The following is a 21,982-nucleotide window of genomic DNA, read 5'->3' as shown; positions in this document are numbered from 1 at the left end:
TCCATGGATATTAATCAATTTAAAGCGAGCTTACCCATAGATCTAAGGGTAAGTGTTGTTCTTGCAAAACAGAATGATTTTAAAGCTGACGATACTAGTAATGCATTATACTCGACTCATAGTATTGATAAAGAATATGAAAATAAAATACTAAACTATATTACCAAATTAAATCTTGATAAGGCTTCAAGGAGAGAAGAAATAGAAGAGTTAATTTGCAAGAAAGAATCCCTATTTCACACAGGAAAAAAGGTAATGCAAGTTAATCCTTTTAAACCTACATATGTAGAACAAAAGAGATTGGAACAATTTCAAAACTTTGTAGGAACAGCTAATTATTATGTATTTAATTTTGAAATACATGGTGATAGTCAAGAACGTATAAAACCTTATGGTTTATCTGAAATTTCCTTAAATGAATATGATAAAAGTGGAAAACTATTAAAAGGAACAGGATTTAATGGGGTTATTCATCAGAATAAGGATGTAATAGAGTATTTGCAAAATAAGATAATTGGAATTAAGCATGATAAAAATATATATAACTCTTACAATGAATGGGAAAAACGCTCATTAGTGAATTTAATGCGCTACTCGTCTTATAAAACAGGGGAGGATACTCCATTTTCATATACAGGGGGAGTAATTAAGCATCATTCTATTATCAAGTCTGTATTCGATTTTAATGACCAAATTGATAATGCAAAAATTGTTAAGCATATGAATCGATATATCCCATATATGGAGAGTGGACTAAACAATTTGACTAAATTAGGTCACTCACCTAAAGAAGCAATGCAAGCCGTTATAAAAATAATGAATGCTAATAAAGAAAAATATTTTGTAAGTTACAATGGAAATAAATTTGATATGCAAGTTATGGATGCATTCGCTCAAAATTTAAATTTAAAGATTCCAAAAGGTGTTAAGTATTTAGATTATTTGAATGTAATTCGTACAGCTTATACGGATTCTAATGATTTAAAGAAAAAAATGAATCCGAAATATAATTCCCCATTAAATCCATATGATAAAGATAACTTAGTAGCTTATCAACATGTGTTAGGGAGTGATATACAAGATACTATACAGAATGCTACAGACTATACTGCAAAGTTAATTGCGAAATCAAGAAAACATATTTTAAATAAATTAGAATCAACTTATTCTCCAAGAGCACAACGTTTTAAGGTTCATAAAACAAAGATGAAATGGGAAGATAAAAAATTAAATAATGGTCAAATTTTATTTGCTTTAGGGGATGTACAAGTTTACCAAGACGATAATGACTCGTTTAAAGTAGGATTTGACGACGAAGGTCACATTATTAATAAATCTACCAGTGTCACTGAAACGATAATTAATGCAAAGACTTTGTATCAGTTTGCTGGTGTTCACGATATGAGTGATGGAGACGAGAAAAAATTAGCTTTTCGTTTCTTTAACCCGAAAAAGAATGAAGTGTCTTATGTAGTTAGAAAAGGAAAAAATGCTTTTTCGGAACTAAAAGATTTTATTTTTAATCGATTTTATGATGGGGAGAATATTAATCCGCAAAAAAAAATTGAAATTAAACATCAAAGTATGTCTAATCATGCCTATAAAAATTATAATAGCTTTTTTAGTTTAGATGGAACGGAAGAAAGTTTAAAAATTAGTAATGGTGAAATAGTAGAAAAGAGAACAAAGGGTTTTTTAGGTTTAAAGCGAATGCTTGAAAATATCAAGGTTATGCAAGAGTATTTAGAAGGTGCCGGGAAAAGTCGTGCCGAAAAAATTAAAGAACTAATTAGAAATGGATATAGCAGAAAGCGTGCTAAAAAGGAAGTAGCCAGAATAAGTACGGCTACTAATATTATCAAAAAAATGGACTTTTATAGTTTATGGGATGATCATAAAAAGCAATATACCTTTAATGAATCTGAAAAGAATGCGTTCTTTAAAATGTATAAGAGATTGATAGATGAAAAACCATATTTACTTGAAACAGTACAAAAAATTGAAGAGACATTTCATTTAGATACTCAACGAACAGCAAAAAAATTGAATTTGGCAGATAGAAAAAAAGCACTAGAATCTATAAATCAAAAAAGAAATATTGCTTTAAAGAAATATTGGCATTTACTTTCTGATAGAGCAGGAGTACCTAAGGCAGCTGACGTTGGAGTAAATGAACATCATTTTATTAAATTTGAGACTGAAGACTCTGCACGTAATAGCATCTATGATTATGTTCAAAGAGGCGTAAGAGATGGGAAGGATAGACAATCGTTAATCAAAGAGCGGCTAATGAATTTAGCGAAAAACTTAGAATCTCAAGGTAGGATAGATAAAAAACAAAGTAATAATTATACAAAACTAATTATGGATTCTGAATCCCCGAGGACAACAAGTGAAATTGCAATAGATATAAGTAAACTTAATTATGATAAAAACACAAAAGAAGGAATAATTCCTTCTATAAATGAAAATACAAAGAAACGTAGTCTGTTAGAAAATAAAGAAATCATTAAGCAAGCAATCCAAGCTACTGAAAAAATTTTTTTATCATTTCATGAGAACTCTATGTCGGAAAAGACAATAGAGTTAAGTAAACATTTAACGAAACACTTAGACATATTTGATAGAGAAAGATTTTCTCGGCTGGGCCTTAATAATTCTCAATATTTAGATAAGGCCGTTTCTGGTGAGAAAAAGCATGATTTTACAAAAAACATTACTTTTACTATGAATCCAAATAAAGCTATGAAATTATTTGTTTATGATAATCCAAATAATAAAAATGTACAAAAACAATTGCATTATGGAGTACAATCAAATAATGCAGTAGAATTTATAATGCCGTTAATCAATAATAAGGTTCATCAAATAGATGGTTTTAATTTAAACATGCATAGTGATACAGGACTAAATTTAAATAGGGCTAAAAAAGCAGTGCAGGAATATACAGGGGAAACGGCTCATGTTATGAATGCGGCTAATAATGGCAACTATGAAGAAGCCAATAAAAGAGCTAAGCAAATATTTGAAAATGAGACAGAAAATATATCAAGTATTTCAAGAAGGATGAAACTTGGCGTCAGTAGTATGCTTAATGATATTAAGACGGTTAAAAAACATGAAATGTTTGAAAGTAAAGAAGGTAATAATCTATCAAAAGAATTTGAGTATATCAACCAAGATAGCTCCATTTACTATTTAAAGTCTCCACGTTTATATGAGGAGAAAGAAATAGTAAATAACAATTTTTCAAATGAGAAAGGGATTAATAAGGGTTTCAATAAGAAGCGTATTAAAACAGCAACAAGTTCTAAAGGTGTTACGGAAATCGTCAATCTAGATGCATTAGATAAAGTATTATTTGGATTTGAGGGAAATAACCAGCCAATACATGATTTATATGATGGCTTTAATTTGAAAGGTGAAGGCATAGGATTTTTAAAAGGAAAGACATTTGAACATAATCATTCAGAAATATTAAAAAGGAATTTTCATGAGTTCCGAAATATAATGCCTACTTTAGACCACCTATTCTATAAGAAAATATTAGTTACTGGGTTCAGTTCCCTACTAGAGCAATATAAAGATAAGCATGTATACTCAGGTACAATGTTAAGTCAAGATAAGGTAGAGAGTTTAACTGAGAGATATGAATACCATGAATTGGAGAATCAGCATAGATGTGGGTCAGAGTTTTCCATGGTTAGAAGAAATGATGGTATAGAACAGAAAGATAAAGCTATATTTAATCGTAATGAGAAAAATAACGTTAAAGAGATTAATCAGTTATTTACCCCATTGACCAATTTAGATGTTCCTGATGGAGATATTCAATTGAGAAAGTTTCCAAAGCATGTTTTAAGTATATATCCAAAAATAGACGATATTATATCAACACCAACACCTATAGAGGAAGAAAATCAACTTTATGGTCAATTACAATTACAAGGTTTTGTAAGTAGACGAGATCATCATGGCATTAAAGGGTTAATGCATTCAAAATATATGTTATCTGATGATGTTTATAAAGTTAATATGAACATATTTAAATCGAGTTTATCTAATTTGATGGATTTTAATACTCTGTTGAAATTGCAAGATATATATAAAGAAAAGAAAGATACTGTCATTTCAAGAAATATGTCTGAAAATATGGGATGGGGGTCCAAATTAGAGGGTAGTAAGCACAGGTATAATACAAATGTACATTATCATCATACCTTACATAACGGAATGCCATTTACAAAGATAATTATAAATGATGATGTGAACACAAGTGAAGTTTATAGAACTTTCTTGTCACCTATTCTTTCAGATACCGACTCCAAGAGCTATTATTCTTACATTAGTGGTTCGTTAGGTGAAAGTGAATATAGTAGGTCAAGTTTACAGAATGTGGTTGAAGATAATATGAAACATACTGGAAAAACTTTTGTAGATATCTCTAGAAAGATAGTCTCAAAGGCGGGTCAGATGACAAGAGACTCAGCAATTAACTTAAACGCATTTATAAATCGGGAATTTAGTAATATTCAGCAAATAAATGAAACAATGAAAGAATTTGGACATGGTCTAAAGCGAGAATTAATTGATGCGAAACGTGGGGCAAGGTCAACGGGACTTGAGATGATTAATGCAGCCTATAACCATGAGTTTAATTTAGAAAAATTAAATGAGCGCGAATATCTTAATGGGAAAGTTACACGGTTTAATAAAACCTCAGGAGAGTTTTCTAATTTTAGGCACAGGATGTTTGATAAGCATCAAAATATAGAGGTATCAAAAGGAAGTCTAGCAGGAATAAAAAGTGTTTCAGAATTGGCCCAAACATTAATGCAACAAAAAGGGGGAAATACGAGAAACCTTATTAATAAAATAAGAAATAAAGTTATTGATAAAGGGACAGGTATTGTATTACAAGCCTCTGAGAAAGCTAATGATTTATTAGATACAGTAAGAAATATGAATCAGGAAAAAACAATGAGAATGGGTGATGCACTTGCCCTAGGTGGAATAACATCGTACAATATTATTAGTGATAAAAAACCTGTAATGCATTACAATGATTCGAGTCGTGGAGATTATGAATCAAGAAAGCAAGACCATGTACCATCGATAGAAATGCCAAATGAAAGTTATGTAAATCAAAATGCTTCCATCAGTATTCAAGCAACAGGAAGTAACATGGATAAAAAACAATTTTCTAATATAGTTGAACAAAGTATGAGGGAAATAGGCATGAGTGCAGGACCAACTAGAATTACAGTGAATCATAATGACAACACAAAACAATTAAATCGTATTTGGTATAGAGATAAAGTACGACAAAATATGTAGGGGGAATGATTATGCCAGTTACTCAGAGAACTCCTTATGGGAGCTTGCTTGAACATCATTTACGCATAGGAGATACAGCGTTTTTTGTACCACCTACCGCGATTAGTATACACCGTCAAATGAAAAATGAACGTGTAAAAATTCTGCGTGCTAGAAATAGTTTACCTAAAGAATCGGGGCACTTTGACAGGGTGATTGAAATCACCCTGTTTTTCCCTGATAAAGATCATATGAATGAAGAACTTAGACCTTTATTATCTCAAGTAAAAAAATGTCCGTTTTTACCAATAGAAAATACATATTTAAATGATATTCATAAGATTGATGCGGTTACTGTTTCTGGAATAACGGTTCAAACAACACCGGGATTTCCACAAACTTTACAAGCTCAAATACAATTATATTCATTTGAGCCTTATTCATATATTTCAGATGATGAGGATAGAACATATGATGAGATGTTTGATTGGCCACTGTTTAGATGGCATTATCAAAGAAATTTAAATCCTCAAAATGCGAAATCTTTTCGTTCTTATTATGAACCTTTATATAAAGAATTAGATAATGATTTTAAATTTAGAATAGCCGCTGAAGATGATTTAGTTAAGATGAACAAATGGAATAATGAGAAGAAAAAACTGATTAAGAGTTATATTGAAGAGAAGCAAGAAGATTATCTGGATACAGGAAAACTAGAGAAACAATTCAATAAAGATATTGATGCATTTTATGAAAAGGCAATGTTTGAACATGACGTAGGTTACGAAGAGTGGGATTTACCTAACTTAACATTAACTGATTTGTCTATAGGATTTGAAAACACCATTACTTCTGTTCAACTACAACATGATGAATCTCCTACGCATCAGTATATGGGATCTCAGGATACAGTAATCACGGGAAAGTTTACTACTCATGATATGGAGTCTATTGCAAGCTTAGAAGGGCTAATGAGAAGAACTTCTTATTTAATTCGTACCTATCATAAAGAGATGGCGAATGGATTTCTAGATTTTGATAATCAGCTTGCAAGATTATTTGGAGTAAAAAATGTAACTATTGAAGATATGCAAACAAATACTGTGCCAGGAATGCCAGGGATGTTTGAAGTCACTTTAACAATGATTGCATACAATCGAGCAGAAAAAAAGATGAATGAGGTTAAATGGTTATCAGAGACTGCTAAATGGGATATTGATAAATTTGAGAATCAAGGAGTCTTGAGTCTTTTAACAAGCTTAAATCCAGCTACAATGTTTGAAGACGGAATAGGTGATAATCCATTAAATAGATGGGCTCAATTTTTTGCGGATAGACCGGCAGCGAAAGAAGCATGGGTGGGATTAAGATCATTCTTAGGAGGTTCTAATGTTCAAGCGGATGCAAAAAAACAAGCCATTTATGAGGAATCCATACAAAAGTTCTTTGCAGCGGCTGAAGTATATCCTGACTTAGAACTCCCTACTTATGGCGAAGTTGAGGAAGCTGGTTTTAAAGTAGAAAACTATAATAATGGTGTATTTGTAGATCCTGACTTTTTTATTAGGTACAAAAAAGGGACGTTATTCTTTGAGGATTTGGTTAATGTAGCACAACAAAATTATCAAACAGTATTGAGGGATGGTAAAGGCGGAGAAGCAAATATCAACGGTGGTAATATTGAGAATATAAATGATATTACATCTGAAGAATTAAAGAATAGTAGAAAAGACTATGAGGATGCAGTAGGTAAAAATAAAGTTAGTTATAGTGCTATCCCAGAAGAGCTTATTGATAAAAATAACCTTTCTGTGGCTCAAGCAGAAGCTCTTATTAGAGAAAAATCACAACAGTTTCATATTAATCAAAACTTTACAGTTGCATTTGCTAAGGCTCTAGATTCTGAATTAAAACAATTCTATGATGTAGGAACAAATACAAGGCAGGATAAAGTAGTAAATAGTAAAACAAGTTCTCCTACTATGATGAATAAAAACTTTAAATACTATGTAAATAACGATGGATCTATAGATGGAGAATACATTGGGATAATGAAAGTCAGAAAAATGTATGGTTCTAATGTAAATTTACTTGGTAAAAATATTGAATATAATGTTGAACAAGGTGTACGTAAGATGTCTCAATATTACACGGAACTAAACCAAATGCTTGCTAAATCAAATACGAGTGATAAAAAAATGTATCACGAAGAAAATGTATATGCTTGTTTTGGATTGAATACCAATAATGGTTGGGAGCAACAAAAGGTACGCTTTGCTGGGGTGGTTATGCTATATCTTGGTTATGATCGAGAATATGTAGATTTATTAAAAGATAATAAACAACCACCTAGAGAAGTTATCGACATTATTAATAAAGTGTTGAATTCATCTTCTTATAATCCAGAATGGTCTGATCAAACCATCAAAGAAAAAACAAAAGATTTACCTGTGAAAGATTTTAAAACCACAGGTCCAAACGGAAAAAAACAAGAACAAAACATGAAAGAAAGTGATTTCAAAGACGATAACCGAATACATACAGGTATGTTACATGACATGGTGAAATATGATATGCGTGGAAGATTAGTCAGAGCATTCCCTACATTTTTTCTGACATTTATTGATGAAGGAAAATATATGGGGACTGTTAAAATGTCCGATCAATTCTTTAATTATCAAGCTGTTATGGATATTACTTATACTAATAGCAGAAAAGAAGCTTCTAGTACATTGGCGATAGAGATGTGTAATATCTATGGAACATTGGATGACGCTGAAAAAGGTATGGATTTAACAAATACAAGTTGGTGTGAAGTCTTTAAAATGCTAACAATGCCTGGTGCGGTGGCTAAAGAAGCAGAGCGTTCACGACATAGGAACGCAAACTATTATAAGAGTATTATGCTGCGTACTGGCACACGTATTCATTTCAGAATGGGATATGGTTCAAACCCTATGAGTATGCCAACAATCATGAATGGAACAATAACATCTATTCAAAATAATGGGATTTCTCTTACAGTGATTGCGCAGGACGATGGAATTGAACTAACAAATAAAATTAGAGCAGATGTGAATGAAACTACAGAGGGTGGATTTTTATTTTCTAAGCAAGAACCAACAGAAATTGTAGATGAATTATTGACTGATTCAAGAGGCTTTTTTTCTAATCTTTGGGCTGGCTTATCTAATGATGAATTCCAAGAACATAGTTTAGGCATAATGCATTTTGGACATCAGCAAGCTCCACAAGGATGGGGTGAGCTTGGAGGATTCTTTGGAGGAGCAGCATTAGGGGCATCTGGAGGATTTCTAATTGGTGGACCAATGGGAGCAGCTATTGGCGGTGTTGCTGGAGGATTTATTGGTGGAGTAACATTTGGTAAGGATAGCCGAACTGTTGGAGAAATTAATATGAATATCTACCAAACCACGGGGCTAACAAACGAAGAGCATGATGGCTGGTGGAATAAAATTAAGGATGCATTTGGTATTGGGCAAGCAGATGAACCTGGTATTAATATTGGATTATTTGATAAGACCGTCTGGGATGTATTAAATATATGTGCGGCTGTTGGTGATGATCACATAGTTGCGGTTCATCCCTTTGGTTTTAGGAATACTATATTTTCTGGAAAGCCATATTTTCCGTTGCATTATGATTATGTTGTGGATGGTGAAGAAGTTAAAGGTACTGCTTTGAAGCCATTTAGACAATTCCATGTTTACGATAGTGCAACAAGTATTATTGATAATTCAATAGAGACTACTGAAGATAACATGTATACAGTAGCTGTTGGTTTATACATGAATGAAGGGGAGATGGATACAACCTCCCCAGTGTTTGTTGACACAAATATTTGGCCTGAAAAACAAAGAGTTGTAAACATTGATACGACAATGAATGCGCAAGGGGTTCGCATGATACAAAATATCCCTCTGATTGGTGGCTTACTAAATAAATTGCCTAAGTGGTATTACGATGAAGGAGTTGCTGTAAAAATAACAGCAGCAGGTTTAAGGGATTATGTAAAAGATATGTATGATGGCTATTTAACGGTTATGGGAGATCCATCTGTAAAGCCATTTGATCAAATGTGGATTAATGATGAGCATAATTCTATTTCAGGTCCTGCAGAGGTAAAGGAAGTAACACAAATTATGAATCATGAACAAGGGTATGTTACTTTAATCAAACCGGATGTTGTAGTTGTTAATACAGACCGCCGTGCCATGACGTTACTTGCAAGTGTCCAAGCATTAGCAGGTAGCGCATTAATTACCCATACGTTACGTAAAAAATTAAGAACTTCTAAATACGCAGGACATTTACCAATTATGAATGCTTTATGGTCTTCTACAAAAAATCGATTCGACAAGATGAAAGAGCGATTTGATACGAGCAAGCTAGGTCAAAAGTTTCAGGATAAGGTAACTGGTGGTAAGGCACCAAATGGCAAAGAGATAGCTGCCGCTGATGAATTGAGAAAAGGTGGTATATCTTCCAAAGATATTGCGAGATGGTCCAAGAATGGATTACTTGAACAACTTGCTAAGCTAACAGGAGAAGAAGGCACAAACAACTTAAAGAATATATTCCAGAATTCTAGAGAGTTTGGCTATAACAGTTTTAAAAATGTAAAGATGAAAGCTAAAGGAAGTGCTCTAATTGCAAAAGGTTCTAAATCCATAGGTAAGGTATTAAAAGGTGGGCGTGGTGTTGTAACGTCTCTTTGGACAGGTGCGCACATAACGGCAGGGCCAATTGGTTGGCTAGGACTAGCCATAGAAGCTTTAGGAGTTCATATCCTTACATCAACAATTGGAGAATTTATTGAACGATGGTTATTTATGAGACAGGCATGTTTAATATCTCCATTACAAAAAAGCGGATTTGAATATACAGCAGGTATAAATGGACATAAGGGTTCTGTCATAGGGGATGCACCTGATTTTGTGCAAAAAATTATAACAAATGATGTTTCTGCATTCCTTCTAGGATTTATTGGTGTGGATGCTTGGCAATTTAGAAATGATAATCTTCAAGAGCAAATGGGGATAAAGTCGGATACACCTACAGAACAACCTATTGATCTAACTAAATTAGCGAGTAACTTTTATAATACATTTAAAAAACAAGTATCGACTTCAGAAAAACTGTTTGAACTTTATGATAAAGATCGCAAAGCAGCTTTAGAACAAATTAATAAGAGATTAGAATTGTTAGGAAAAAGGGATACAAAAGCAACATATGAAAAAGAAGAAACATCTTGGGAAGAATGGAAGAATAAAATTAAAAACAAAATAACCGGTTGGTTTAAAGATCTGTGGGATAAAGTTACATCCTTCTTTGGAAGCAAAGATGATGGTACTTGTGTTCCTGAGGGTGATGTACCGACAGATGGTAAAGCGAAAGGTCTTTCAAAATACTTTGATGTAATTGGTCCTAAGATTGAAGCTGAAGCAAAAGCACAAGGAATCGGATCATATGCAGAGATATTAAAATCTTTAACTATGCAGGAGTCAGGCGGTAATTATCACAAACTCCCTGATGTGATGCAATCCTCAGAATCGATGGGAAAACCAATTGGGTATATTAAAGATGTAGATGCTAGTATTAAGCAAGGTGTAACGCACTTCAAGAACCAACTTGCAAGAGCAAAAGGTGATATCAAACTAGTATTGCAATCCTATAACTTCGGCGGTGGATTTATTGATTACTGTATGAACAGAGGTGGAAAATACACATATGAATTAGCCTATAGTTTTTCAGAATCTATGGTTAAAAAAGTAGGTAGAATTTCAAGGATTCCACCAGGATACGGTGATTCTAAATATGTAGAACGAGTTTTACGTTACTATGATGGTAATTTGCCTGCTGGTGCATGTAAAGGTGGCGGAGCAGTTGGCGAAGGTTCTGGTGGTGCAAGTTCATGTCCAATTGCAACAGGGAGAGAAGGGAAAAGTAAATATCACTTAGGAAGTGGTGGCGCTCCAGATATCATTGATTTACATAATTTATCTGGACGTAATTTTGGTTTAACAATTGTAGGAGGTGGCGGTACAAGTAAAGTTCGAAAAGCAACAGGTGAGTTGCTCATAGAAGTTGCTAAATTATACAAGGCTGCCACAGGAGATAGTTTTAATATTACGAGTGGATGGCGACCAGGTGATAATCAGTGGCACGGTACTGGTTGGGCTGCTGACATTGATACTCCAAATACAATGAGAGTTATTAATGGGAAAATGAGATTCCCAAATGGAACTGATAAAGAAAAGGCTAGAAAGCTTGTAGAGTGTTGTTTGAAAGCTGGCTTTAGAGGTTTAGTGTTTGGTGATTGGGATATTATTCAAGAAATGAATAGTAAATACGGAGACGGTGCAATGCAATATGATCCTAAAGGGCATTGGAATCACTTGCATTGTTCATATCCATTGTGCAGAAAATAAAAGGAGGAGTTGTTTGTGGGTATAGAAGCAAGCCAAGTAAGAAAAGATTTGCAAAATGAAGGAGCAGATAGAGCGTCAGAACGACGCTCTTATGGTCTTATTGGAAAAGTTGTTGATTATCATCCTAATACAGGTACCAAAAAGGCAGGTGGTGTTTGTAGGTGCGGTAGACATAAAGGGGAAAAGATAGAAGTATGGGAGCAACACACAGTTGATGTAGACGTTTTACAAGGAAATAAAATTCAAAAATTATATGCCGTCCCTTGTTTTGTTTATTCACAGGGGGTTATTGATAAAGGGTTTACAAAGAATGACCGAGTATGGATTCAGTTTATTAATGGTGATCCTAGTATGCCAATAGCTACAGCCTATTATAGAGAACCAGACCAAATAGAACTATTTTGGAATAATTTAAGCATACGTGTTGCTGGTTTCTTTGAGGAACTATTACCAGGTGGAGGGTTACTATGAGCTGGAAACAAAAGCTAACGGATCTAGATCTAAGAGTAACAGAAGATATTGATTTTCTCACAGAAACAGCAACTGAAGCGAAAGAGAATGATGTGGGCGTAATTAATTCTATTAGTGGTGCTGGCATATTAGCTAGAGAAAATGGGGATTTAGAAGGATATGCGGATTATGGATTGGGATTTCGTTTTAGTAGAAAGAAGCAGGCGCTTATGGTGTTTGCTCCAAGTGTGCACGTTTTTACACAAAACCTTCAAAAGCATACTGACATGAAAGTAAGTTCGTATATAAAAGATGAACTAAAAGACGTACACGATTTATTGCAGCTAAACAATAAAATTGAAAGCGGGAATTAGAGATGAGGAATTATAATGAATCTGATATTCGTTTTTATGATACTAAGAATGAAATCGAAGGGGATTACATGGTTAATGAATCAGGTGATTTTGCACTTACAGAGCAATATGAATCTGCTAGACAAGACATTACGAATCGCATGCATTCCCAAAAAGGAGAATGGCGATCTCATAAGTGGCTAGGTGCTGATTTAGAATTGCTAGAAGGAGAGCCAAACACTAGAGAAACAGGCTTGAGAGGTGTGGAACAAATTTATCAAACATTAACAGCCGATGGGCGATTTCAGATTGCAGATATAGATGTTAGAGCTGTTCCTACTAGCATAGAAGCAATAGAGTTCTTTGCTATATTAAGTACAGATAAAAAAGGGAAAGTAGTTGTTAAACAGCCACTAGAATTATAGGAGGTTTTCATGATGTTATTAAAACGTAGTGCGCAAGAAATTATAAGAGATGCTTGTGTTTCTATATCTGAGAATACGCCTATTACAAATTTCTCAGCAGGAAGTATTGCCCGTTCTATTACAGAAGCAATTGCTCCTGAAATTGGTTCAGGAGATGATCCTAAAAGAATATCGTTATATGATTTTGCACAAGAAGTATTAAATCAAGGATTTATTAGCAAAGCAACGAATGAGCATTTAGATTTAATTGGTGGACTGTTTAGTTATAAACGAAGAATGCATCAAGTTCGTGGATCTGATGGTATATTAACAGAAAAGTTAATAGATGATGATATGTATCGTGCAGAATTAATACAAATCGTTCCTGCATCAGCTACCGCAAACCATACAGCACTTAGATTAGCTTGCTTAACAGTGAATGGCGTAAGAGATGTAATTGGTAAAGAGTATACTCATGGAACGGGAAGTTTTAGTTTTATTGTGATACCCGAGTATGGATACGAGAAAGAAGAAGTGCTTCATAATGTAGGGGAACAAATATCAAAGATAAAAGCTTTTGGAAGTCGTCCTAATATCATTACACCAATTGAAATCCCAATTGATATAACGGTGCAGTTAGCATTTCATGAATCAACGAGCGCACAGCAAAAGTCATATATATCTTTTGAAACACAAAATAAACTTCAAGAACATTTCGGCAAATTCGAGATGGGACAAGGCTTTATTTACAATGACTTAGTGCAAGAGATTATGAATATTAATGATAAAATAGTTGATTTTGAAATATTAATGCTGCATTTAAATAATGAGGCAGTGCTCTTAACAAATCATAAGCTTTTGGAGGATGAACAAATTATACCTCAAAACATAAAGGTTATTTAGAACGAGATTTAAACGCCTTGATTATATGTTATCACAAAAATAAGTAAAAAAATGAGGAGAAACGATTATGAATAGAAGTTTAACGAAGATACAGAAGTATGATTTAGAAGATAGTTTAATCGAAATTATTGATGACATTATTAAGTTGATGGGTACCTATGATACAGTTTATGGACGCTTTACACATATTAATAGTGATTTGTTTGATACAAATACAAGAGCTGTTGTTGACGACTTGATTCAAGGTTATGAGAATGGTGGTATATTAACAATACAGCGTATTGAGAATATAAAACGAGATTTAGAATCAGCAATCTTGAAAGGCACCACAGAATCTGGGGATTATGATGAAAAATTCGAGTATGATGAGCAATATGGAAACATTATACGTCATACTACAACAGGCGATAAAGAAATGATAGTAGAGTATGCTTACCGAGATTTAGCGGTAGGTGAATTAAGTAAATCAGTTCAAACATTTGCAAATAATAAAGGTCAAAAAGTTACTGTAACAAAAACGTATTCTTATGATACTAAAGGCAATATCACAGGTATTAAAACTAGAACAGAGGTAGACGTAACGGCACCTGCAGATATAAAAGGGTTAGTTGGCAGCTCTCCATCTCAAGGAGTTGTAAATCTGGAGTGGGTGAACCCTACAGATGCTGACTTAGATAAGATTAATGTTTATATCGATAATATTAAGACGCCACTAGATACCACAAAACGTGCATCCATTGTATTGAATGGCATTTCAAATGGAGAACATACATTTACACTTAAAGCAGTAGATACAAGTAAAAATGAATCTGTTGGTACATCTATTACAGTGATTGTACTATAGGAGGGAATAAGATGGAGATTATTTCTTTCAGTAAAGCAAGTAAAGTTTTTCAGGATATTAAGCAGCTCAATGAGATGGTGGTAGGAGAGGGAGCGGAAGGTCGATTTAACTCTGTTGATGAAAGGTTAGATTGGATAGAAGCGCAAGCATCAAACCTACAAGTAAAAGAGGTATATGAAGTAGATTTAAATAAAGGTCAGTTTAATGATGCAGAGTTCAAAGACGGTAGCATTCAACTTCGCCAAATCGGACCACAAGCATTTGTAGGATCAGGAGTATGGGAGTCTGAAGTAGTAGACTTAGGAAGCGGTATGCAAAAAATAACAAACATCGAAATGAAAATTAAATAAGGAAGGGGTAATCATATGTCTTTTTTCTTTGGGTATGTAGATGTAAACAATGATATGTATGTAATTGCTGGTAATTCCTCCAGTGATACTTCGCATACATTTCCACAGAACCAATGGACAAAAGCTGCTTCAAATGTAAAGAGCGCCGTTATTAGTAATGAGGATTATAACAATGCCTGTGATGGATATATTGATATGTATAATAATTTATACATTTGGAGAGCAAGTAAAACGCCAATCCTGATTGATACAAATGTAAAACAGGCGGATTCATCTGAAGAAAGCAAATTAGTCTATGTTAAAAATGACAATACTCTTTGGATAGTAGATACAAGTGGGCCTTATAGAAGACAGATAGCATCAAATGTGGATTATGCTGTATCGGCAAATAATCAAATTGCATATAAATCGTTAGATGGACGAGGGTATTTCTCAACATATACAAGTTGGGGTTCAAGTCCAAATGCAGGATTTGTTGATATAGGAGCCGTGCAAGATGTTGCTGTAGCTGGTTCAAATGGCGGCAGCGGAAGATATATGTATATTGATACTATTGGAACTTTATATGGGAGTACATCACCAACCTCTAATTTTAGTAGAATTTCGTATGGTGTAAAGTCAGTTAGAAAATTAGGAAGTGGATCTATATATCTAACAGTTTCCAATGACTTATACAAGGACACAGAGTTAATTGCAAGAAACGTTATGGACTATTGGGATAACATAACTTACGGCGGAACTATATATGGTATTTTTTATACGACTATTGATAATCCCACTGTATTAAAAGCAGCAAAGTTTAGTGGGGTACCTCCAACTCCACCAACACCAATTAAAAAGCTAGGAAGTTCATATAATGATAACTTAGCTTATATAAGAATAGAAGTGAGTGCTTCTGATGATGGCATTACATTTGGTTCATATGCTTTCTTTGATCCCAGCAATCTTCCGCAAAAAAGATTCTTAAAGTTTCGGGTAATCCTTGATGGTGGTACACAAATGGGGGAAAAAAAGGTGTTTGAGTTTGACCAGGCGAACCCAGAAACCAAATTGGCATTAAATGAATTTGTCTCGTCTATTAATACCAATGTACAGGTGAGTGCTGTTTATAAAATAGATGGCATTAAGAATGATAATTACACAGATGGAGTGTTATTTGAAATACCAGTTGACCGAACAAAGTATAAGTCCATTGCAAAAATAGAAGTAGTATAGGCGATTCATTCTTTGAATGGTCGTCTTTCTTTATGAAAGGAGGAAGTGCTATGTCTAACTTTTTTGGATATGTTGATAACAAAAATGATATGTATGTAATCGCATCAGCAACAAATCGCTTAGGCCACAGTTTTCCAGTAGGTGTATGGACGAAGATTCCAGTAAAAGTGAAATACCCTATTATTACAAATGGATATGATTCATATAATAGTGTCGATGGATATATAGACTTTACAAATAATTTATATTTATGGCGAGATAAGCAAGAACCAGTTCTTGTAGATACAGATGTAAAACAGGCTTACGGCTCTAATAAAGGATATCTGTATTATGTAAAACGTGATAATACATTATGGCGTTGTAATTGTTCTTATACTGCAAGTACTATTTCAAAAACTCAAATTGCAAGTGATGCAAAATATGCGACAGCTTCCGGTTCTCAATATACCTATAGAACATTAGGCGGAACTGGATGTTATAATTCAAAAGTAATTGGGAAGGTAAAAGATATTATTGCATTAGGAAGTTACTCTGGTATTGGACATATGTATGCCTACATTGACATGTATGACAATTTATACGCAGAAGGAAACGGTAAATTAAAAGTTGCATCAAATGTGTTATCTATAAAAACTGGAGCAGACTTATTCCTTACATATATCACAAAATCAGGTGATTTATATTGTGGTCAGCCATCTAATATGTCTTTGGTTGCATCAAATGTAGATAAATACTGGTCAAATAAAACAGGAGCAGTTGGATTAAATGCGATTTTTTATACAACAACAGATCAGCCTTCTATATTAAAAGTGGCATCAGAATCTAGTGCTGAAAATTTTTATGCCACCGCTCGAACCACACCTACGCCAATTAAGATACTTGGAACGGACCATAATAAACCAAATGCGATTACAACAATATTTATAAAACAGCCAGATTCTAATAGCATAAATCTTCCAGGCAAATCTATATCATTAGAATGGAGCATATCTACTGATCTCGAAGAAGATGCTATCACATATGAAATTGAATTTTATAATGGTTCTACATGGGTAAGCATTGCAACGAAAATTACAGGTTCAACATATGACTGTATACTTCCAATTTGTAATACAAGTAATGCACAATTTAGAGTTCGAGCATTTGATAATGAAAATGATGCATCTCCATACACAATGAGTAATGTGTTTACAGTCGCCGCTCAACTTGCATTAGTGCGAGACGGAAATAATGTAAAAACATATAAGAATGGTATATGGAAAATTATTTAGAAAGGAGAAGATACTATGGCAACTTATACAGTAAATCAACCTGGTAGTCCAGTAGTAGCATTTCCAGCAAGCTTACAGCGTGGGGATGTATTGCTGATTAGTAATACTAGAACTGGACCCTCAGGAGATATAATATCATGGACTGTTCAAAATGATGGAGAGTATAAAATAGAGGCTTATGGAGCAGAAGGTGGAAATAGTGGTGGAAAAGGGGCAAAAGTACAAGGTAACTTTAATCTAAAAAAGGGGCAAGTAATAAAAATATTAATTGGGCAAATGGGAGGGGCATATACAAATTCTAAATATGGAACAGTAGGTGGTGGTGGTGGTGGAACATTTTTAGCAGATTCACAAAATGCCCCTCTTATTATAGCCGGTGGCGGTGGTGGATTTAATAAATATCAAAATTATATTGCTGAAGCTAGACCTGGAACATCTTCTGTAGGGGATTCTTCAGGAGCTGGATTTATCAAAGAAGGGTATGGAGGGAATGGCGGAAGCGTTACAGGTGGATCGGGTGGTAGTGGATTCTATGGTGATGGAAATAGAAGTAGCTATGGATATGGAGGAAAGGCTTTTATTAATGGAGGAATTGGGGGCAATGGTTATAATGCCATTGATTATGGTGGATACGGAGGCGGAGGTGGTGGCGGATTTTCTGCTGGCGGTGGTGGTGGTGGATACACGGGTGGTGGCGGTGGCGGAAATGCGTCTGAGTATGCTGCAGGTGGTGGCGGTTCTTTTAATAAAGGAAACAATCAATCAACTGTATCGGGATATAATAGAGGTCATGGGAAAGTAGAAATTACATTTATCGGCTCTGCAAATGAGCCACCAACAAAGCCATCACTTACAAAGCAACCAATCTCTAATAGTATGAATCTATCCAATGAGATAATACCGTTAGGGTGGACTGCATCAACTGATCCAGAAGGAAATCCTATTACATATGAAATAGATTTCTATAATGGCTCTGCATGGGTAAGTATTGCAACAAAGATTACAGCTACAAAATACGATTGTATCCTTCCGTCAGTTACAACAGACAAAGCACAACTACGGATTCGTGCAACTGACAGTGAAAATGGTGCATCTGAATATGTGCTAAGTAATGTATTTATAGTAGCAAAGCAATTGTATGTAATTAAAGATGGAGACATAAATAAATCTTATAAAAACGGAAACTGGGAGTTTATTTAAAAAAGGAGGAAATTACATGGCAACACATATTGTTAATAACACATATTCTGGTGTTACTAATTACCCAGAAGCACTAACATTAAATGACACTCTTCATTTCAATCCAACGTCTACTGGTCGTTCAGGGACAATTATGAAGTGGATAGTCCCTATGAACGGAAAATATAAAATTACAGCAGCAGGTGCACAAGGGGGGAAGGGAACAAGCTATACAGCCTCACCAGGTAGCGGAGCAATTGTGTATGGTACTGTAGAATTAAGAAAAGGGGATGTTATTCATGTCCTAGTTGGACAGCAAGGAGGAGCTTATACTAATGGAGGTGGTGGCGGTGGTGGTAGTTTTGTTGCCAAAGGAGATACACTTTCTTCGGCTATCCCTCTAATTGTCGGTGGTGGTGGCGGTGGATCATCAGCTGAAAATGCTTCAAGAGCATACGGAACAAATGCAAGTACAGGACCAACCGGAACATCATCTACCAGTTCTTCCACTCCATATGGAGGTTCATCGGGACAAGGTGGTAAATCTATTCCTTCTAGTACGTATCCAGCTGGAGCAGGTGGTGGCTTTTATAGTGACGGACAATCTATTGAATATGCAACACAAAAAGTTGTAAGTTGGGATACACCTAATGGCTCAAACACCTATGCACAGGGAGGAAGAAGCTTTGCGCTCGGTGGAGCTGGTGGATATGCTGTAACTTATGCAAAAGGTGCTGACGGTGGATTTGGTGGTGGCGGTGGTAATGGTCACTATTCTGGTGGCGGTGGCGGTGGTTACTCCGGTGGTGCATGTGGTTACAACGATAGATATGGAGGTGGCGGTGGTGGCTCTTATGTATCTGGGGAAAATACATATGGAAGAATAGGAAATACCGGACATGGATATGTAACAATTCAACTTGTTGAATTAGGAAGTATGTCGCCAACAGTACCAACTAATCTAAAGATAACAGCAAGCACAAATAGTGTATACCTAACAGGTGAAACCATTACAGTATCATGGGATGCATCTACGGATCCGGAGGGGGATGCAATTACATACGATGTAGATTTCTACAACGGTTCTTCTTGGGTGTCGGTTGCATCAAAGATAACAGATGTATCAGTAGAATATACACTTCCCGATGGATTAAATATTACAAATGCGAAAATAAGAGTAAGAGCAGTAGATAATAATACGGTTGCATCTGCATATCAGGAGAGTGCTGCCTTTACTGTGCGAAAACAATTATTACTTATTCAAGATGGTGATATAATAAAAACATATAAAAATAATACATGGCAAACCATATAAGGAGGAATGAATATGCCTACAGTAGATGAATTTAAGCAACATGGTATGACAGATTTGAGTGTAATTCCTGAATCAGCATGGAATCAATTAGAATCAGACAATATTAAAATACTAGTGCTCACAAAAGATACAAGTATTAATAGTGCGTCTGTAAATGTAACTGCTATACCAAAGCGACAATTGATTATGCAAGAAACAGATATGATATTTGAGAAGCCTATTAAATCCTTTACATTAACGGGAACTGTACAAAATGAAAGTGTCCTCAAGATTATTGCATCTAATGACAGTGGAACAACATGGAAAGCATTTAATGGTGTATCTTGGCATCCTGTTGATATAAACGACCTAGATGATGTAAAGTCAAAAGGGATGGATATTGCTACATTTAATAACGTTAGACAGGAAGCATGGAAGCCTTTTTTATCTGGAATGAAGTTACGATTAGCATATTATTTAGACTTACATGCAGTTACAGACACATTATTAATTGATAAATTAGCATATGAGACGGTGCCAGTTGTAAGCAACTCACCAAAATTACATAGCATCAAAATTGAAACAAATAGCTTAACGGTTGAAGGACGTTTAAAAGAGCTAGAACGAATCAATGCAATTAATATGGCGAAACTCAACTTTAAAAGTAATGCATTACTTAAATCAGAGAAATATAAAATGCATGACATGGTAATAGATACATGTGAATCTGATAGTATGAAAATTATTGCTTCTTCAGGTGCGGGAGAAACAAAGCAAGAAGTTGCGTTTTCTAATACAGTAGAATTAGGCTCAGGTAAGGTATCTGAATTAAATCTTGCATCGATAACAAATATAAAGAAAATAGAGGTGAAATAAATGCCACGTATTGATTTTAATGACAAGGAAATATCTGATGATAACTTGCAAACAATAGGCATAGCAAAATCATCACCACCTTGGAGTACAAGCAGTAGTTATAATCCATCTTCATTAAATGATGGGAACAAAAGTAATTCTGATGCTTCTTTTTGGTTTGAAAGAGGAACCACTTCTGCTTGGATGGGAATTGTGTTTGATTTTCCTGTTCTTATTACAAAAATTAAACCATATGGATTGCCTGATGAGGGTCTTGGGAAGGAGGATTTTATTACCTATGTCGAATACCGTGATATAGAAACAAATCAATGGAAGCGAGTAGAAAACAACAATGAGGACAAAGTTAGAATGATTTATGGTCCTATTGACTGTTGGATATTTTGTAATGGTATTCGCTATTACTTTAAAGATAACGGGGGAATTAGCATTGGGTCAGGAAGTGGCCAAGTTAGATTTACTGAACTTGGAATAACAGGGTTCAAGATTAATAATATTGATTCTAAATTCGCAGATGTATCAAATGATCCAGTCGGATTATATAATGACGTGAAAATACCTAATATCCAAATGTTTCTCATTCAATCTGAAAATATAATCAAAAAAATTAATAGCACATGGGAAGATGTAGGCACAGAACCAGTCACATACGAAATGTTTAAAGACCATGGTATGTTTTCATTAAATAGCATTACAGAGGAACAATGGAAAGCACTCCCGAGTAATTCTAAGATATTAGCTTATACAGAAACTGAAAAACAATTTACAGCAAGCATTTCACAGCATTATCTCTATAATTCAGAAGATAAATTATATCGTGGAACTGGTATGATAGAGACGGATACAGAAGAGTTACCTACATATCGCAAAACACTTGTCATAGCGGCAGATCATCAAGAATGTACATTCCAATATTCTTTAGATAACGGAAGTACTTGGAATGCCTTTCAATCAGGGGATGTAATAGATGTCTCAGCACAATCTGGTAAGCTGTTTAAAATTCGTATTAATCTACCAACAGATTTAGCAACCTTAACAGCAATCGCTTATGCATGGGCTTAACAACAAGAAAGGAGTG

At 34.5% G+C, this 21,982-nt stretch carries 14 protein-coding genes; all 14 read left to right on the top strand.

Annotated features, from left to right (window positions below; all coding sequences use genetic code 11):
* Nucleotides 1-3 precede the first annotated feature (3 nt).
* The 14 genes from MR160_RS03940 to MR160_RS03875 all read left to right on the top strand — a co-directional run bounded on the left by MR160_RS03940 (nucleotide 4) and on the right by MR160_RS03875 (nucleotide 21,966).
* On the top strand, nucleotides 4-5,337 hold the full coding sequence (locus tag MR160_RS03940; RefSeq protein WP_242297074.1) for a hypothetical protein: 5,334 nt from the start codon (nucleotides 4-6) through the stop codon (nucleotides 5,335-5,337).
* A gap of 11 nt (nucleotides 5,338-5,348) precedes the next feature.
* Nucleotides 5,349-11,768: a lysozyme family protein gene (locus tag MR160_RS03935; RefSeq protein WP_242297073.1), complete on the top strand. Its 6,420-nt coding sequence runs from the start codon at nucleotides 5,349-5,351 to the stop codon at nucleotides 11,766-11,768.
* Nucleotides 11,769-11,783: 15 nt separating this feature from the next.
* Nucleotides 11,784-12,239 carry a hypothetical protein gene (locus tag MR160_RS03930; RefSeq protein ID WP_000510552.1) on the top strand — a complete coding sequence of 152 codons (456 nt, stop codon included), beginning with the start codon at nucleotides 11,784-11,786 and terminating at the stop codon, nucleotides 12,237-12,239.
* Nucleotides 12,236-12,592 (top strand): hypothetical protein, encoded by a 357-nt coding sequence (locus MR160_RS03925; RefSeq protein ID WP_000118578.1) that lies wholly within the window; start codon nucleotides 12,236-12,238, stop codon nucleotides 12,590-12,592. The genes MR160_RS03930 and MR160_RS03925 overlap by 4 nt, the downstream gene beginning before the upstream one ends.
* A gap of 2 nt (nucleotides 12,593-12,594) precedes the next feature.
* Nucleotides 12,595-12,996, top strand: coding sequence for a hypothetical protein (locus tag MR160_RS03920; RefSeq protein ID WP_001246993.1), 402 nt, complete (start codon nucleotides 12,595-12,597; stop codon nucleotides 12,994-12,996).
* A gap of 9 nt (nucleotides 12,997-13,005) precedes the next feature.
* Nucleotides 13,006-13,878: a baseplate J/gp47 family protein gene (locus MR160_RS03915; RefSeq protein ID WP_242297072.1), complete on the top strand. Its 873-nt coding sequence runs from the start codon at nucleotides 13,006-13,008 to the stop codon at nucleotides 13,876-13,878.
* A gap of 67 nt (nucleotides 13,879-13,945) precedes the next feature.
* A complete protein-coding gene (locus MR160_RS03910; RefSeq protein ID WP_012614833.1) occupies nucleotides 13,946-14,722 on the top strand; it encodes a hypothetical protein in 777 nt (258 codons plus the stop codon).
* A gap of 11 nt (nucleotides 14,723-14,733) precedes the next feature.
* Entirely contained in the window at nucleotides 14,734-15,072 is a 339-nt protein-coding gene (locus MR160_RS03905) for a hypothetical protein (protein WP_000402864.1), read from the top strand.
* A 15-nt stretch (nucleotides 15,073-15,087) separates the two neighbouring features.
* Complete coding sequence (locus MR160_RS03900; RefSeq protein ID WP_000007493.1) at nucleotides 15,088-16,287, top strand: hypothetical protein; 1,200 nt, start codon at nucleotides 15,088-15,090, stop codon at nucleotides 16,285-16,287.
* Between the two features lie 50 nt (nucleotides 16,288-16,337).
* Entirely contained in the window at nucleotides 16,338-17,558 is a 1,221-nt protein-coding gene (locus MR160_RS03895; protein WP_000064434.1) for a hypothetical protein, read from the top strand.
* Between the two features lie 15 nt (nucleotides 17,559-17,573).
* On the top strand, nucleotides 17,574-18,758 hold the full coding sequence (locus MR160_RS03890) for a glycine-rich protein (RefSeq protein ID WP_242297071.1): 1,185 nt from the start codon (nucleotides 17,574-17,576) through the stop codon (nucleotides 18,756-18,758).
* Between the two features lie 16 nt (nucleotides 18,759-18,774).
* On the top strand, nucleotides 18,775-20,052 hold the full coding sequence (locus MR160_RS03885) for a fibronectin type III domain-containing protein (protein ID WP_242297070.1): 1,278 nt from the start codon (nucleotides 18,775-18,777) through the stop codon (nucleotides 20,050-20,052).
* 12 nt (nucleotides 20,053-20,064) lie between these two features.
* The gene (locus tag MR160_RS03880) at nucleotides 20,065-20,907 is read left to right on the top strand and encodes a hypothetical protein (RefSeq protein WP_242297069.1); all 843 of its coding nucleotides are present in this window, start codon (nucleotides 20,065-20,067) and stop codon (nucleotides 20,905-20,907) included.
* Nucleotides 20,908-21,966 carry a hypothetical protein gene (locus MR160_RS03875; RefSeq protein ID WP_098900378.1) on the top strand — a complete coding sequence of 353 codons (1,059 nt, stop codon included), beginning with the start codon at nucleotides 20,908-20,910 and terminating at the stop codon, nucleotides 21,964-21,966.
* Nucleotides 21,967-21,982: the final 16 nt, after the last annotated feature.

The organism is Bacillus cereus group sp. BfR-BA-01382, assembly GCF_022663475.1.
GTDB classification, from domain to species: domain Bacteria; phylum Bacillota; class Bacilli; order Bacillales; family Bacillaceae_G; genus Bacillus_A; species Bacillus_A thuringiensis_S.
This window is presented reverse-complemented; position numbering and strand designations above follow the sequence as displayed.

Excerpts from the sequence above, each read along its gene's own strand:
- MR160_RS03935 (WP_242297073.1), top strand. The coding sequence starts at position 5,349 with ATGCCAGTTACTCAGAGAACTCCTTATGGGAGCTTGCTTGAACATCAT.
- MR160_RS03885 (WP_242297070.1), top strand. The coding sequence starts at position 18,775 with ATGGCAACACATATTGTTAATAACACATATTCTGGTGTTACTAATTAC.
- MR160_RS03890 (WP_242297071.1), top strand. The coding sequence starts at position 17,574 with ATGGCAACTTATACAGTAAATCAACCTGGTAGTCCAGTAGTAGCATTT.
- MR160_RS03905 (WP_000402864.1), top strand. The coding sequence starts at position 14,734 with ATGGAGATTATTTCTTTCAGTAAAGCAAGTAAAGTTTTTCAGGATATT.
- MR160_RS03910 (WP_012614833.1), top strand. The coding sequence starts at position 13,946 with ATGAATAGAAGTTTAACGAAGATACAGAAGTATGATTTAGAAGATAGT.
- MR160_RS03920 (WP_001246993.1), top strand. The coding sequence starts at position 12,595 with ATGAGGAATTATAATGAATCTGATATTCGTTTTTATGATACTAAGAAT.
- MR160_RS03915 (WP_242297072.1), top strand. The coding sequence starts at position 13,006 with ATGATGTTATTAAAACGTAGTGCGCAAGAAATTATAAGAGATGCTTGT.
- MR160_RS03925 (WP_000118578.1), top strand. The coding sequence starts at position 12,236 with ATGAGCTGGAAACAAAAGCTAACGGATCTAGATCTAAGAGTAACAGAA.
- MR160_RS03895 (WP_000064434.1), top strand. The coding sequence starts at position 16,338 with ATGTCTAACTTTTTTGGATATGTTGATAACAAAAATGATATGTATGTA.
- MR160_RS03940 (WP_242297074.1), top strand. The coding sequence starts at position 4 with ATGGATATTAATCAATTTAAAGCGAGCTTACCCATAGATCTAAGGGTA.
- MR160_RS03880 (WP_242297069.1), top strand. The coding sequence starts at position 20,065 with ATGCCTACAGTAGATGAATTTAAGCAACATGGTATGACAGATTTGAGT.
- MR160_RS03875 (WP_098900378.1), top strand. The coding sequence starts at position 20,908 with ATGCCACGTATTGATTTTAATGACAAGGAAATATCTGATGATAACTTG.
- MR160_RS03900 (WP_000007493.1), top strand. The coding sequence starts at position 15,088 with ATGTCTTTTTTCTTTGGGTATGTAGATGTAAACAATGATATGTATGTA.